Annotated in this window: 3 protein-coding genes; all 3 read right to left on the reverse strand. The window is 47.1% G+C overall.

What is annotated here, in order from left to right; genetic code table 11:
* Positions 1 to 284: 284 nt before the first annotated feature.
* Positions 285 to 15785 (reverse strand): SLAP domain-containing protein, encoded by a 15501-nt coding sequence (locus tag DKL56_RS07870; RefSeq protein WP_162542510.1) that lies wholly within the window; start codon positions 15783 to 15785, stop codon positions 285 to 287.
* 485 nt (positions 15786 to 16270) lie between these two features.
* A complete protein-coding gene (locus DKL56_RS05895) occupies positions 16271 to 16735 on the reverse strand; it encodes a hypothetical protein (protein WP_109715740.1) in 465 nt (154 codons plus the stop codon).
* A 271-nt stretch (positions 16736 to 17006) separates the two neighbouring features.
* A complete protein-coding gene (locus tag DKL56_RS05900; protein WP_046307494.1) occupies positions 17007 to 17267 on the reverse strand; it encodes a SemiSWEET family transporter in 261 nt (86 codons plus the stop codon).
* Between the last annotated feature and the right edge of the window lie 124 nt (positions 17268 to 17391).

Consider the following 17391-nt stretch of genomic DNA (forward strand, 5'->3'; position numbering starts at 1 on the left):
TGTTTTATAACCGATTTCTTTATTCCTTATCCCCACAAGAGTAATCAATGTTACTTAATTTTAACTTAGAAGTTAATTGATAAAGCACCGCTCAAGTTTTTTCATTTAAAAAGATTGTACTTACCTAAAAACTATTGCGCTCTTAGAATTTTCTATTACCTAAATTCTGTGTAAATTAAGTTTAATCAAGTGCTTTTTCTACTTTTCAAATATCATATCCACATAAAAAGAAGCTCCTACATTTCGTAGGAGCTTCTTTTTACTTTTAACTTCTTAGCTTTCTTCTACTTAAAAGCAGTTTGCATAATGAAGTGTTTATTTCCAATAGAGTAATATACCTTACCCTTTATTACAACAATATCGCCATATGTTTGAACTTTCTCGCCCTTACCAATCGTCGTCTTGCCAATACGATTACCATACTGACTGTAAATATACGCTTTTCGTTTGGTTGTTCTAGTCGTTCCAGTGATATTATCGCTTGCAACATATTGATCCTTACCGATTTCAGTAAACTCACGAACATCGATTGTCTTAGTCTCACCTGTTGAAACCTGTGATCCTGCTTTCAATACTATCTTGTTAGTTCTTTGACCAGATCCATTGTATATGTATGCGTCGTGTCCTAGCACTGCATTTGAAGTAACTCCATCTGCTAGTTTATTACTTGCTTCCAAAGTAATAGTTCCAAAGTTAGCTGCCTTAACATAGCGATTATTATCAACAATAAAGTATGACTTACCATGAATTATCACTGGATCTCCGTATGTACCAATCCTAGTGTTCTTCTTGAGTACATTAGTTCCTACTCTTTTACCATCTTTATTGTAAACAAAGGCTGGTTTCTTCAAAGTACGTTTTTGTGCTCTAAAGTTATTCACAGCTACGTACATTCCATTATTAGTTAAGTAGAATTCACGTTTGCCGATCTTTTTGGTTCCAAAAGTTGAAATTAATGAACCTCTCTTTGCAACTAGTAGGTTTGCACGCTTACCGTCTTTATCATAGAAGTAGGCATTGTGAGTAAGTTTCCTTTCAACTGCTTCACTTGCGTTTTCAGCTGCGCTACCTTCACCGGTAGTAGTACCGGAACCGTTCGAGCCTGAGCCATTTGAGCCGGAACCATTTGAGCCGGAACCGTTTGAACCTGAGCCATTTGAGCCGGAGCCATTTGAGTCAGAACCGTTCGAGCCGGAGCCATTTGAGCCTGAGCCGTTGGAGCCGGAGCCATTTGAGCCTGAGCCGTTGGAGCCTGAGCCATTTGATTCTGAGCCGTTGGAGCCGGAACCGTTCGAGCCGGAACCGTTCGAGTCTGAGCCGTTGGAACCGTTCGAGCCGGAACCATTTGAGCCTGAGCCATTTGATTCTGAGCCGTTGGAACCGGAACCGTTTGAGCCTGAACCATTTGAGCCTGAACCATTTGAGCCGGAACCGTTGGAGCCGGAACCATTTGAGCCTGAGCCGTTGGAGCCGGAACCGTTTGAGCCTGAACCATTTGAGCCTGAGCCGTTGGAGCCTGAGCCGTTGGAACCGGAGCCATTTGATTCTGAGCCGTTGGAACCTGAACCGTTCGAACCGGAGCCGTTCGAGTCAGAGCCATTGGAGTCAGAACCGTTGGAGCCGGAGCCATTTGAGCCGGAACCGTTGGAGCCGGAGCCATTTGAGCCGGAACCGTTGGAGCCGGAGCCATTTGAGCCGGAACCGTTGGAGCCGGAGCCATTTGAGCCGGAACCATTTGAACCGGAACCGTTGGAGCCTGAGCCGTTTGAGTCTGAGCCGTTGGAGCCGGAGCCATTTGAACCGGAACCGTTTGAAGCTGAGCCATTTGAGTCAGAACCGTTTGAACCGGAACCATTGGAACCTGAGCCATTTGAGCCGGAACCGTTTGAACCTGAACCATTTGATTCTGAGCCGTTAGAACCTGAACCGTTGGAGCCGGAGCCATTTGAGCCTGAACCGTTTGAACCGGAACCATTTGAGCCTGAGCCGTTTGAGTCGGAACCGTTTGAGTCAGAGCCGTTGGAGCCGGAACCGTTCGAGCCTGAGCCATTGGAGTTAGAGCCGTTGGAACCTGAACCGTTGGAGCCGGAACCATTTGAGCCTGAGCCGTTGGAGCCGGAACCGTTTGAGTCAGAACCGTTCGAGCCGGAACCGTTCGAGCCAGATCCATTTGAACCCGAGCCGTTGGAGCCGGAACCGTTCGAGCCTGAGCCATTCGAGCCGGAACCATTTGAGTCAGAGCCGTTGGAGCCTGAGCCGTTGGAGCCTGAGCCATTGGAGCCTGAACCATTTGAACCTGAGCCGTTGGATTCGGAGCCATTTGAACCGGAACCATTTGAGCCTGAGCCGTTTGAGTCGGAACCGTTTGAGTCAGAGCCGTTGGAGCCGGAACCGTTCGAGCCTGAGCCATTGGAGTTAGAGCCGTTGGAACCGTTCGAGCCGGAACCGTTGGATTCGGAGCCATTTGAGCCTGAGCCATTCGAGCCTGAACCATTTGAGTCAGAGCCGTTTGAACCGGAGCCGTTGGATTCGGAACCGTTCGAGCCGGAGCCATTTGAGTCAGAGCCGTTGGAGCCTGAGCCGTTGGAGCCTGAACCATTTGAGCCTGAGCCATTTGAACCTGAACCATTTGAGCCTGAACCATTTGAGCCGGAGCCATTTGAGTCGGAACCGTTGGAGCCGGAGCCATTTGAGCCGGAACCGTTCGAGCCTGAGCCATTTGAGCCTGAGCCATTCGAGTCAGAGCCATTTGAACCTGAGCCATTTGAGTCAGAGCCGTTCGAGTCAGAGCCATTTGAGCCGGAGCCATTTGAACCTGAGCCGTTCGAGTCAGAGCCGTTGGAGCCGGAACCGTTGGAACCTGAGCCGTTGGAGCCTGAGCCGTTGGAGCCTGAGCCGTTAGAGTCAGAGCCATTTGAACCGGAACCGTTCGAGCCTGAGCCATTTGAGTCAGAGCCGTTTGAACCGGAACCATTTGAGCCTGAGCCGTTTGAGTCAGAACCGTTGGAGCCGGAACCGTTTGAACCTGAGCCATTCGAGCCGGAACCGTTGGAGCCGGAACCGTTGGAACCTGAGCCGTTGGAGCCTGAGCCGTTGGAGCCTGAGCCGTTGGAGTCAGAGCCATTGGAGCTTGAGCCGTTGGAGTCAGAACCGTTGGAGCCTGAGCCATTTGAACCTGAGCCATTTGAACCTGAGCCATTTGAGTCAGAGCCGTTTGAACCGGAACCATTTGAGCCTGAGCCGTTTGAGTCAGAACCGTTGGAGCCGGAACCGTTTGAACCTGAGCCATTCGAGCCGGAACCGTTGGAGCCGGAACCGTTGGAACCTGAGCCGTTGGAGCCTGAGCCGTTGGAGCCTGAGCCGTTGGAGTCAGAGCCATTGGAGCTTGAGCCGTTGGAGTCAGAACCGTTGGAGCCTGAGCCATTTGAACCTGAGCCATTTGAACCTGAGCCATTTGAGTCAGAGCCGTTTGAACCGGAACCGTTGGAGCCTGAGCCATTTGAACCTGAACCGTTCGAACCTGAGCCGTTTGAACCGGAACCGTTCGAGCCTGAGCCATTTGAGTCAGAGCCGTTGGAACCGGAACCATTTGAGCCTGAGCCGTTGGAGCCGGAACCATTTGAGCCTGAGCCGTTTGAGTCAGAGCCGTTGGAACCTGAACCGTTGGAGCCGGAACCATTTGAGCCTGAGCCGTTGGAGTCAGAGCCATTTGAACCTGAGCCGTTGGAGCCGGAACCATTTGAGTCAGAGCCGTTGGAACCTGAACCGTTGGAGCCGGAACCATTTGAGCCTGAGCCGTTGGATTCAGAGCCATTTGAACCTGAGCCGTTGGAGCCGGAACCATTTGAGTCAGAGCCGTTGGAACCTGAACCGTTGGAGCCGGAACCATTTGAGCCTGAGCCGTTGGATTCAGAGCCATTTGAACCGGAACCGTTCGAACCTGAGCCATTTGAACCTGAACCGTTCGAACCTGAGCCGTTTGAACCGGAACCGTTGGAGCCTGAGCCATTTGAGTCAGAGCCGTTTGAACCGGAACCATTTGAGCCTGAGCCGTTGGAGCCGGAACCATTTGAGCCTGAGCCGTTTGAGTCAGAGCCGTTGGAACCTGAACCGTTGGAGCCTGAACCATTTGAGCCTGAGCCGTTGGATTCAGAGCCATTTGAACCTGAGCCGTTTGAGCCGGAACCATTTGAGTCAGAGCCGTTGGAACCTGAACCGTTGGAGCCGGAACCATTTGAGCCTGAGCCGTTGGAGCCGGAACCATTTGAGTCAGAGCCGTTGGAACCTGAACCGTTGGAGCCTGAACCATTTGAGCCTGAGCCGTTGGATTCAGAGCCATTTGAACCGGAACCGTTGGAGCCTGAGCCGTTTGAGTCAGAGCCATTTGAACCGGAACCGTTGGAACCTGAACCATTTGAGCCTGAGCCATTTGAGTCAGAGCCGTTTGAACCGGAACCATTTGAGCCTGAGCCGTTTGAGTCAGAACCGTTGGAGCCGGAACCGTTGGAACCTGAGCCATTCGAGCCGGAACCGTTGGAGCCGGAACCGTTGGAACCTGAGCCGTTGGAGCCTGAGCCGTTGGAGCCTGAGCCGTTGGAGTCAGAGCCATTGGAGTCAGAACCGTTGGAACCTGAGCCATTTGAGTCAGAGCCGTTTGAACCGGAACCGTTCGAGTCAGAACCGTTGGAGCCTGAGCCATTTGATTCGGAGCCATTTGAGCCTGAGCCGTTTGAGTCAGAGCCGTTTGAACCGGAACCATTTGAGTCAGAGCCATTTGAGCCGGAACCGTTGGAGCCTGAACCATTTGATTCGGAGCCATTTGAACCTGAACCATTTGAGCCTGAGCCGTTGGAGCCGGAACCGTTCGAGTCAGAACCATTTGAGCCTGAGCCATTTGAACCTGAACCGTTTGATTCGGAACCATTTGAGTCAGAGCTATTTGAACCTGAGCCATTTGAACCTGAACCGTTTGAGCCGGAACCGTTTGAGCCGGAACCATTGGATTCAGAGCCGTTGGAGCCGGAACCATTTGAGTCAGAGCCGTTGGAGCCGGAACCATTTGAGTCAGAGCCGTTGGAGCCGGAGCCGTTGGAGCCGGAGCCATTTGAACCTGAGCCATTTGAGCCTGAACCATTTGAGTCAGAGCCATTTGAGCCGGAACCGTTCGAGTCAGAACCATTTGAGCCTGAGCCGTTGGAGTCAGAACCGTTAGAGCCTGAACCGTTTGATTCTGAGCCGTTGGAGCCTGAACCGTTTGATTCGGAACCATTTGATTCTGAGCTATTTGAACCTGAGCCATTCGAGTCAGAACCGTTGGATTCTGAGCCATTTGAGCCTGAACCGTTCGAGTCAGAGCCATTTGAGCCGGAGCCGTTGGAGCCTGAACCGTTCGAGTCAGAACCATTTGAGCCTGAGCCGTTTGAGTCAGAACCGTTAGAGCCTGAACCATTTGAGTCAGAGCCATTTGAGCCTGAACCGTTTGATTCTGAGCCGTTGGAGCCTGAACCGTTTGATTCGGAACCATTTGATTCTGAGCCGTTTGAGCCTGAGCCGTTTGAGTCAGAACCATTTGATTCGGAGCCATTTGAACCGGAACCGTTCGAGTCAGAACCATTTGAGCCTGAGCCGTTTGAGTCAGAACCGTTAGAGCCTGAACCATTTGAGTCAGAGCCATTTGAGCCTGAACCGTTTGATTCTGAGCCGTTAGAGCCTGAACCGTTTGATTCGGAACCATTTGATTCTGAGCTATTTGAACCTGAGCCATTCGAGTCAGAACCGTTGGATTCTGAGCCATTTGAGCCTGAACCGTTCGAGTCAGAACCATTTGAGCCTGAGCCGTTTGAGCCTGAGCCGTTTGAGTCAGAACCATTTGATTCGGAGCCATTTGAACCGGAACCGTTCGAGTCAGAACCGTTGGAGCCTGAGCCATTTGATTCGGAGCCATTTGAGCCTGAGCCGTTTGAGTCAGAGCCATTTGAGCCTGAACCGTTGGAGCCTGAACCATTTGATTCGGAGCCATTTGAACCTGAACCGTTTGATTCGGAACCATTTGAACCGGAACCGTTCGAGTCAGAACCGTTTGATTCGGAACCATTTGAACCGGAACCGTTCGAGTCAGAACCATTTGATTCGGAGCCATTTGCACCGGAACCGTTCGAGTCAGAACCGTTGGAACCGGAACCATTTGAGCCTGAACCATTCGAGTCAGAACCGTTGGATTCTGAGCCATTTGAGCCTGAACCGTTCGAGTCAGAACCATTTGATTCTGAGCCGTTTGAGCCTGAGCCGTTTGAGTCAGAACCATTTGATTCGGAGCCATTTGAACCGGAACCGTTCGAGTCAGAACCGTTGGAGCCTGAGCCATTTGATTCGGAGCCATTTGAGCCTGAGCCGTTTGAGTCAGAGCCGTTTGAACCGGAACCATTTGAGTCAGAGCCATTTGAGCCTGAACCGTTGGAGCCTGAACCATTTGATTCGGAGCCATTTGAACCTGAACCGTTCGAGTCAGAACCGTTGGAACCGGAGCCATTTGAGCCTGAACCATTCGAGTCAGAACCGTTGGATTCTGAGCCATTTGAGCCTGAACCGTTCGAGTCAGAACCATTTGAGCCTGAGCCATTTGAACCTGAACCGTTTGATTCGGAACCATTTGAGTCAGAGCTATTTGAACCTGAGCCATTTGAACCTGAACCGTTAGAGCCGGAACCGTTTGAGCCTGAACCGTTCGAGTCAGAACCATTTGATTCTGAGCCGTTTGAGCCTGAGCCGTTTGAGTCAGAACCATTTGATTCGGAGCCATTTGAACCGGAACCGTTCGAGTCAGAACCGTTGGAGCCTGAGCCATTTGATTCGGAGCCATTTGAGTCAGAACCATTTGATTCGGAGCCATTTGAACCGGAACCGTTCGAGTCAGAACCGTTGGAGCCTGAGCCATTTGATTCGGAGCCATTTGAGCCTGAGCCGTTTGAGTCAGAGCCGTTTGAACCGGAACCATTTGAGTCAGAGCCATTTGAGCCTGAACCGTTGGAGCCTGAACCATTTGATTCGGAGCCATTTGAACCTGAACCGTTCGAGTCAGAACCGTTGGAACCGGAGCCATTTGAGCCTGAACCATTCGAGTCAGAACCGTTGGATTCTGAGCCATTTGAGCCTGAACCGTTCGAGTCAGAACCATTTGAGCCTGAGCCATTTGAACCTGAACCGTTTGATTCGGAACCATTTGAGTCAGAGCTATTTGAACCGGAGCCATTTGAACCTGAACCGTTAGAGCCGGAACCGTTTGAGCCTGAACCATTTGAGTCAGAGCCGTTGGAGCCTGAGCCGTTTGAGCCTGAACCATTTGAGTCTGAGCCGTTGGAGCCGGAGCCGTTGGAGCCGGAGCCATTTGAACCTGAGCCATTTGAGCCTGAACCATTTGAGTCAGAGCCATTTGAGCCTGAGCCGTTGGAGCCTGAACCGTTCGAGTCAGAACCATTTGAGCCTGAGCCGTTTGAGTCAGAACCGTTAGAGCCTGAACCATTTGAGTCAGAGCCATTTGAGCCTGAACCGTTTGATTCTGAGCCGTTGGAGCCTGAACCGTTTGATTCGGAACCATTTGATTCTGAGCTATTTGAACCTGAGCCGTTTGAGCCTGAACCGTTCGAGTCAGAACCATTTGATTCTGAGCCGTTGGAGCCTGAGCCGTTTGAGTCAGAACCATTTGATTCGGAGCCATTTGAACCGGAACCGTTCGAGTCAGAACCGTTTGATTCGGAACCATTTGAACCGGAACCGTTCGAGTCAGAACCATTTGATTCGGAGCCATTTGAACCGGAACCGTTCGAGTCAGAACCGTTGGATTCTGAGCCATTTGATTCGGAGCCATTTGAGCCTGAGCCGTTTGAGTCAGAGCCGTTGGAACCGGAACCATTTGAGTCAGAGCCATTTGAGCCTGAACCGTTCGAGTCAGAACCATTTGATTCTGAGCCGTTTGAGCCTGAGCCGTTTGAGTCAGAACCATTTGATTCGGAGCCATTTGAGCCTGAGCCGTTTGAGTCAGAACCATTTGATTCTGAGCCGTTTGAGCCTGAGCCGTTTGAGTCAGAACCATTTGATTCGGAGCCATTTGATTCGGAGCCATTTGAACCGGAACCGTTCGAGTCAGAACCGTTTGATTCGGAACCATTTGAACCGGAACCGTTCGAGTCAGAACCATTTGATTCGGAGCCATTTGAACCGGAACCGTTCGAGTCAGAACCGTTGGATTCTGAGCCATTTGATTCGGAGCCATTTGAGCCTGAGCCGTTTGAGTCAGAGCCGTTGGAACCGGAACCATTTGAGTCAGAGCCATTTGAGCCTGAACCGTTCGAGTCAGAACCATTTGATTCTGAGCCGTTTGAGCCTGAGCCGTTTGAGTCAGAACCATTTGATTCGGAGCCATTTGAGCCGGAGCCGTTTGAGTCAGAGCCGTTGGAACCGGAACCATTTGAGTCAGAGCCATTTGAGCCTGAACCGTTCGAGTCAGAACCATTTGATTCTGAGCCGTTTGAGCCTGAACCATTCGAGTCAGAACCGTTGGATTCTGAGCCGTTTGAGCCGGAGCCATTTGATTCGGAGCCGTTTGAACCGGAGCCATTTGATTCTGAGCCGTTTGAGCCTGAACCATTCGAGTCAGAACCGTTGGATTCGGAGCCATTTGAGCCTGAACCGTTCGAGTCAGAACCATTTGATTCTGAGCCGTTGGAGCCTGAGCCGTTTGAGTCTGAACCATTTGATTCGGAGCCATTTGAACCGGAACCGTTCGAGTCAGAACCGTTGGAGCCTGAGCCATTTGATTCGGAGCCATTTGAGCCTGAGCCGTTTGATTCGGAACCATTTGAACCGGAACCGTTCGAGTCAGAACCATTTGATTCGGAGCCGTTTGAGCCTGAACCGTTCGAGTCAGAACCATTTAATTCTGAGCCGTTGGAGCCTGAGCCGTTTGAGTCAGAACCATTTGATTCGGAGCCATTTGAACCGGAACCGTTCGAGTCAGAACCGTTTGATTCGGAACCATTTGATTCGGAGCCATTTGAGCCTGAGCCGTTGGAGTCAGAGCCGTTTGAACCGGAACCATTTGATTCGGAGCCATTTGAGCCTGAGCCGTTTGAGCCTGAACCGTTTGATTCGGAACCATTTGAACCTGAGCCATTTGATTCGGAGCCGTTTGAGCCTGAACCGTTCGAGTCAGAACCATTTGAGCCTGAACCATTTGAGTCTGAGCCGTTTGAGCCTGAGCCGTTGGAGTCAGAACCATTTGAGTCTGAGCCATTTGAACCTGAACCGTTCGAGCTGGAGCCATTGGAGCCTGAGCCATTGGAGCCTGAGCCGTTCGAGCCTGAGCCGTTGGAGTCTGAGCCATTTGAACCTGAACCGTTGGAGCTTGAGCCGTTGGAGCCTGAGCCATTTGAGCCGGAACCGTTGGAGCCGGAGCCGTTAGAGCCGGAACCATTTGAACCGGAACTGTTGGAACCTGAACCATTTGAGTCAGAGCCGTTTGATCCTGAACCGTTCGAGCCAGATCCATTTGAATCTGAGCCGTTGGAACCTGAGCCATTTGAACCGGAACCGTTCGAGCCTGAGCCGTTGGAGCCTGAGCCGTTGGAGTCAGAGCCATTTGAACCGGAACCGTTGGAGCTTGAGCCGTTCGAGCCGGAGCCGTTCGAGCCGGAGCCGTTGGAGCCTGAGCCATTTGAGTCAGAGTCGTTGGAGCTTGAGCCATTTGAACCGGAACCGTTGGAGCCGGAGCCGTTTGATCCTGAACCATTTGAACCGGAACCGTTGGAGCCGGAGCCGTTGGATCCTGAACCATTTGAGCCTGAGCCATTTGAGTCTGAGCCGTTTGAGTCTGAACCATTTGAACCGGAACCGTTCGAACCTGAGCCGTTGGAGTCAGAGCCATTTGAGCCGGAGCCGTTGGAGCCTGAGCCATTTGAACCTGAACCATTTGAGCCGGAGCCGTTGGAACCTGAACCGTTGGAGCCGGAACCGTTTGATTCAGAACCATTTGAACCGGAACCGTTGGAGTCAGAACCGTTGGAGCCTGAGCCATTTGAGTCTGAGCCATTTGAGCCGGAACCGTTGGAGCCTGAGCCATTTGAGCCGGAGCCGTTGGAACCTGAACTGTTGGAACCTGAGCCATTTGAACCGGAGCCGTTCGAGTCAGAACCGTTGGAGCCTGAGCCATTTGAACCTGAGCCGTTCGAGTCAGAGCCATTGGAGTCAGAACCGTTGGAGCCGGAACCGTTGGAGCCTGAGCCATTTGAGTCTGAGCCGTTGGAGTCAGAGCCATTTGAACCGGAACCATTTGAGCCTGAGCCATTTGAGCCTGAGCCGTTTGAATCTGAGCCGTTGGAACCGTTGGAGCCTGAGCCATTTGAGTCTGAACCATTTGAACCTGAGTCATTTGAATCAGAACCATTTGAGCCTGAGCCATTTGAGCCGGAACCGTTCGAGCCTGAGCCGTTTGAATCAGAACCATTTGAACCGGAGCCGTTGGAGCCAGAACCGTTCGAGTCAGAACCGTTGGAACCTGAGTCGTTGGAGCCGGAACCACTTGAATCAGAACCGTTGGAACCGGAGCCGTTGGAGTCGGAACCATTTGAGCCTGAGCCGTTGGAGTCAGAACCATTTGAACCGGAGCCGTTGGAGCCGGAACCATTTGAACCTGAGCCGTTCGAGCCTGAGCCATTTGAGCCGGAGCCATTTGAGTCAGAACCGTTGGAGCCTGAGCCGTTGGAGTCAGAGCCATTTGAGTCTGAGCCGTTCGAGTCTGAGCCGTTGGAACCTGAACCATTTGAGCCGGAGCCATTTGAGTCTGAGCCATTTGAGTCTGAGCCGTTTGAACCTGAACCGTTCGAGTCTGAGCCATTTGAGCCGGAACCGTTGGAACCTGAACCGTTTGAGTCTGAGCCATTTGAGCCGGAGCCATTTGAGTCTGAGCCGTTGGATTCGGAACCATTCGAGCCTGAGCCATTTGAGCCTGAGCTGTTCGAGCCTGAGCCATTTGAGTCAGAATCGTTTGAACCGGAACCGTTTGAGCCATTTGAGTCAGAACCATTTGAGCCGGAACCGTTCGAGTCTGAGCCATTTGAGCCGGAACCGTTGGAGCCGGAACCGTTCGAGTCTGAGCTGTTTGAACCGGAACCGTTCGAGTCAGAACCATTTGAGCCGGAACCGTTGGAGCCTGAGCCGTTGGAGCCGGAACCGTTCGAGTCTGAGCCATTTGAGCCGGAACCGTTGGAGCCTGAGCCATTTGAACCGGAACCGTTCGAGTCTGAGCCGTTTGAACCTGAACCGTTGGAGCCTGAACCATTTGAGCTTGAGCCATTTGAACCAGAACCGTTGGAGCCTGAGCCATTGGAGTCAGAGCCGTTTGAACCTGAACCGTTGGATTCCGAACCGTTGGATTCTGAGCCGTTTGAACCTGAACCGTTGGAGCCGGAGCCATTTGATTCGGAGCCGTTTGAGTCAGAACCGTTGGATTCTGAGCCGTTTGAACCTGAACCATTTGATTCTGAACCGTTTGAGTCAGAGCCATTTGAACCTGAACCGTTGGATTCTGAGCCGTTGGAGTCAGAGCTATTTGAACCTGAGCCGTTGGAGCCGGAGCCATTCGAGTCTGAGCCGTTCGAACCGGAGCCGTTGGAGCCAGAACCGTTCGAATCTGAACCATTTGAACCTGAACCATTAGAGTCGGAGCCATTGGAATCTGAACCATTCGAGTCGGAGCCATTGGAGCCGGAACCGTTCGAATCTGAGCCGTTCGAGTCTGAACCATTGGAGCCGGAGCCATTGGAGCCAGAACCATTACCACCTGGTTTGTACTCTGACTTAATTTGGTTTATCCAATCTTCAAGAAGCTTAACTACCTCATCAGCATCTTTTGCATTAGCAATTTCTTCAGTTCCTTGTTGAACATCACTATCTATTGCTGCTTTTTGCGCTGCTTTTTCATCGGCAGACAGAGTAGAATCAGAGTTAATTGTGTTCTTGACCGATTGTGTCAATCCAGACAGTTCTGCTTTGGCTTTTTCCTTCCTCTTTTCCAGTGTCATTTCTGGCGTATATGATTGGACATCATTTATCCCTTTTTCTAAGGCTGCAATTATTTCATCCGCATTTGTCGCAGCATCAATCGCATCTTTAGCACTTGTAGCCGTTGATCCGCTTAGTTCTGACCATATATCTGCCTTTTCAGCTGAAGTGAGGTTTTTATCAGTGTCTATTACTTCCTTAACTGCTGCAACAGCTTGATCTATTTTGTCCTTAGCATTTTGCTTCTGGGTTTCTAACGGTAAGCCTGTTTGGTCAACAATATTCTGGAATTCGCTTTTTGCGTCGCTTACTGCTTGATCACACTGATCAACTGTTTTTACAGTTTTTAATTTATCAATGTACTTACTATATATTTTATCAATCTCTCTAATGTGGTCAGTTTTCTCATCTTGCGTAAGAGTATTATCACTATTAATCGCAATTTTGGCATTTTCTCCCGCCTGTGCGATGCTATCTTGATACGGTACAAGATTAATATACCAATATGTAATTTGTGGATTGCTTATACCTATATCAATAGTCTCTATATTTGGACCACTAGAATTAGTATTCGTAACTTTAGTAAAGATGTATCCGGGCATGGCAGGTGCATCAGGTATGGCAATCGTGTCACCAACCCTTCCGGTAATTTTAACCGGATTTGAAGGGGAAAGGCTTATCTTTTCAACTAGTTCTCTATATGTCACATCTACAGTTTTTTCATCACCTTCGACATATATTGTGACAGTTGGATTATCTACACCAACAGTGGTACTCTTGGGCTGAACATCCTCCCCATCTTTTTCGATATAAAGATGATATCCCTTTGGACAGACAGACTGGAGTTGACTAACTGACCATTCACTTGTCCAGTCTATAACGTTGCCAGTATTGGCAGATTGGGTCACGTCTTTATACGACAAATACCGCTTCGAGGGGCTAAGTGGACCGCGTTCTTTATGATTGATATCCACAAACTGAACATTCACCGTCTGTGGAGCACCCCAAACATATATAGTATAAACTCGATCTGGAGTTGTTGCACTGGTTGGGGTCCTTCCAGGAACATATGCAAGCCAACCTTGACCGTCTTTATCGGTTATCATTCGGTCTACTTTTTCTTTAGCACCTGGATAAAGTTGCCCCGCAGTGGGCAGTACATAGCCTTGAGGCATTTCATCTACAACGTATTTAGTATCTAGGAGAAGCAGCCTCTGACCAACATAATTATTATCCGAAAATGACATATTCACGGTCTTAATTACTGCTCCATTTTGATCGACATATTGAACAGCAGCTGATCCAAGATCAGAGAAATCATTATTATTAAGCCGTATTGCTCGAGTATTTTTGAACAAACTCGAAACAGAAGTTGCACTCCCTGCGGCGTCATATAGAGTAGCATCTTTCCACATTCTCAGCTTATCAAATTTATTAATGGTGTCATCAGGAGTTGCACTTACATTACTGCCGGTCCAAATATTTAAAGGTTGCGCCACGCCATTCAGTATAAATACTCCTGGTGCTCCTGGACCTTCCATAGTTGTTCGGATTATTGGTGCAGAAGGAGTTAGCGGATTCCCATTTTCATCACAATAAGATAAATTCAAATTCCGTGGGTTATTAATTTCTAATACCGGTATATAGTCTAAAGCAATATTAAGCTTAACATCATAATTTTTTGGATAGTTCTCCAAATCTTGATTAGGGTATTGCGGCATATTCAGATCCAGTTTAGAGTGTACCGTCTGATCAGCAGCACCGTAAAGATTAAATATGGGAGCAGAAACAGCCTTTGACTTTACATTTATGGAAGCCCCTTCACTAAAGAAGATTTTTGGTGCATGGCTTGGGCTACCTCCTGGGATTAATTCACTTTCGTACAAACTAAACCCATCAATTGTAGACACTGGATTTGTAGTCATAATGTCGTGATTTAAGGTGAATCTCTTTCCAAAAACTAAATCTGATCTGCCTGAGTCCTCTGCACAAATAAAGCTTCCCCAACCATGTTGATTCCAAGTAACGTCGTTGCCAGCCTTCCACTTTTTGGTAGCACCGTGAACAGGTGATGTTTTAAGACTCGCTCCCTCATCGTAAATTGTGAATGTAGATCTATCTCCTAAAGAAAACTCACCAGCACCACCAGAACTCATATTAAATACACCTAGTTCTAGATCCCGCGAGCTGCCGGATTTAACGGTTACCGAAGCATCATTAGCAAATTCCACTTTTTTAAGGCCATCGCGGTTAATGACGCCACCAATTTCAAAATAATTTTTACCAGAAAAGTGAGCAGTAGCTCCTTCGGCTTTTACAACATCCCAAGCCATCTTTTTAGGATCCATATTGCCAGACTTCAATGTAATATTATTAAAGCAGAGCGTACCATTAGGCGCTCCACCCAAATTATAATCTCCCAAAAATTTAACTAGAGATCCCCTTTTATATGGATCATCGCTTACGTTTTGAGTGAAGTTGGCGTTTGTTAAAACAAATGTAAAGGAATATTCAGTTGCATCTGAATTGAAATAGGCTGCTCCCATATCAATTCTATGTCCATTACCATTTACTATTACATTTGCGCTTCTTCCGCTTCTCCTATCGAGTTGGAATTTGTTATCTTTATTAGCAATGTCAGAAACAATATCAATATAAGTCACCCTATTATCAGCCCAAGCCGCTACCAAATCCTCAAAAGTCGAAACAGTTGCAACTTTTTGCTTAAATGCATCTGGATTTGTTATTTGAGGAAGGAGAGAAATATCATTAGATGTATCTATATACTTTTCATTATCCTTTTTATTTTTTCCAGTTCTTGATGAAGCATAATTGGCATCCATTGTTGGAAACTGTCCGCTTTCGTAACCTTGCGAGAGAAGTTGAGCACTATCGTAAGTACCTGCTTTACTAGCTATATCAGCTCTTGGAGTCACTCCCGCCTGCGCAACATTTTGATTTGCATTTTTTGGTAACACAGAATCATTTGCATTAGCAGTTGCATCAGATGCAATCGGGCTTGAAGCTACTTCTGCTGTTTCTTCAGCTTGATCACTTGCAATCACATCATTTTCATCCTTAACCACTTCGTCAGTTGAAGATGATTTTTCAGAGCTAGTAACAATTGGTGTTTCACCTGACTTAAAGAATGAATTTAAACCTTCATATGTTGAAACACTTACTTTTTTAGCAAGTGGTTTCTTATCCTTATTAATAGTCGGTGTTTTTTGGAGGCTCTGTTTAGTTTTCTTAATCGATGTATTAGCAACACCAGCACGATAACATGCACTAATGGCATTAGTAGCTTGCGTCAAGACAGCATTAATATCTGCCAAACTATTAGCCCCCTTCACACTAGCTTTTGCTTGAGCAACAACTACAGCAACCCTATTTAACTGTATAGCCTTGTCACTACTCGAAAGATTCTGATCTGAACTAATTTTATCCTTTGAAGTAGTTGCAGCCACATCTATTGTAGCTACAGCATTTTGCTTTGCACTGTCAATAGACTCTGCTTCCACCGACTGCTGTAGATTTTGATCTACTCCCTTTTGTCCAACTTGGGGGTCAATTTCAGCCGCTTTAACTGGAGTGCCAGCTTGGCTATCCAGATAAATTCCACCTAGCATAAAAGTAAGTAAGGAATAGCTGACTAGCCAGCTCTTCTTACTCTTGTGCATCTTATAATTTGTGTTCTTAGTCTCTTCACCTAGTTTTAAGTCTCTTTTCAAATTATACTCTCCAATTATCCTATATTAATATATAACAAATATAGCTTATCATATTTATAGTTCGACATAAAGAAGTTCTTGTATTTTTATTAACTGTTTTTTAAACCAGTTAGTGTTAGAATAACCGTCAGTTCAGCAAGTACATGCCAATCAAAATTTTATGATTAGTTTATATAGTTGTTATTTATTATAATCCTTAATTAAAGGCGTTTTATAACCGATAACTTTATTGTTGTTCCAGATAAAGTTATCCGCGTTACTTAATTTCGACTTAAAAGTGAATCGATAAAATAATTGTTCAAGCTTTTATACAAGTAGTGATTTAAAAGATTGGACTTAACTAAAAAGCACCGAACTTTATGATAGGAACCCCAAAATCAGGACAAATCTAGGGGCACTTCATTAAATTAGCTAGATGCTTTTCTTTTATATGTTAAATTTATATATTTTTACAAAAATAAAATTGAGGTGCTTAGCTGATATCTCTACCAAATTTTCGAATCATTCCAAACCTCTGCTAACTTAGTAAACGAATCAACTTCTATAGGAACTGATCTATCCAAATCAATTAATTGTTTTGGTGATTGAATATTAACTGAAGTTTTTTGTTCGCCACTTCCTTTTGAATGACTATCGAAAGTGGACAATTGTTTCTCTTGGTCTAGCCCATAACCACTTAAGTCATGGTCTTCGTCACCTTTACCAGTTGAACTTATCAATTCGGCCCTGCTTCCTTCTACCATTGAATTAGTTTCAAAGTAAGAAACTATACCCTTGCGTGTTGTCAAGGCTACGTTATATGCTATTGATTTTCGCACATCATTATTTACAGAGACGTTTTCCTCGGTTTGATCAACTAGCGGCTCTCTAATATTCACGTGACTATCAGTATTTTTCTCTGGATTACTTGAAATAATTTGCTCTATGATTTCCTTTTCCATATTTTTCATAAAAAACCTCAGCAAAGAAGAAATGAGAATCTTAGGAACTGAATAGTCTCTTTCTTAACTTTATATAAAATATAACACACTTGTTTACTTTGCTTTAAGTATATTAACCAATTGGTATAATTAAAATACTGACATGTTCACTGAAAAATGCCTTTCTTGTATTGATGTTCAGTCAGTGATGTCACTATGAATACTTCCTATCAATAGTATATATATGAGTATGAAAAAAGGTCATCCCTAAAGTAGGAATGACCTTTCAATATTTAAACTCTTATAGAGCAGTGAAAAACGCAATTAAGCCGAAAACAAAGCCGATGGCATTGCAGGCAGCTATTGGAATATCACGCTCTTCTTTAAAGAGCCCGTAAATAACCCATAGTAGCGTATTAATTGCTGTAGCGAGTGGCTGGATTGGATTGCCTTTAACTCCATTCAGATTACTAATAATTTGTGGAATGTAGGACACATACATAATAATTGCCGTCACAGAGGCAACCCATCCTAAAATTGTCATTGCTTTTTCTAATTTCATTGCTTCATCTCCTTGTCGCACAATTCTACCATTGTGTAATTCTTCACTCAAGAGCATTTAGTTTGGCTATAGTTTTTAAAAATATAGTCTTAGTTGAGGCCGATTGCTATGACAAAACCCTTTA

Source organism: Lactobacillus apis, assembly GCF_003150935.1.
GTDB lineage: Bacteria > Bacillota > Bacilli > Lactobacillales > Lactobacillaceae > Lactobacillus > Lactobacillus apis.

Bases quoted from the DNA above. Each gene is read 5' to 3' on its own strand.
- DKL56_RS05900 (WP_046307494.1), bottom strand. From the start codon at position 17,267: ATGAAATTAGAAAAAGCAATGACAATTTTAGGATGGGTTGCCTCTGTG.
- DKL56_RS05895 (WP_109715740.1), bottom strand. From the start codon at position 16,735: ATGAAAAATATGGAAAAGGAAATCATAGAGCAAATTATTTCAAGTAAT.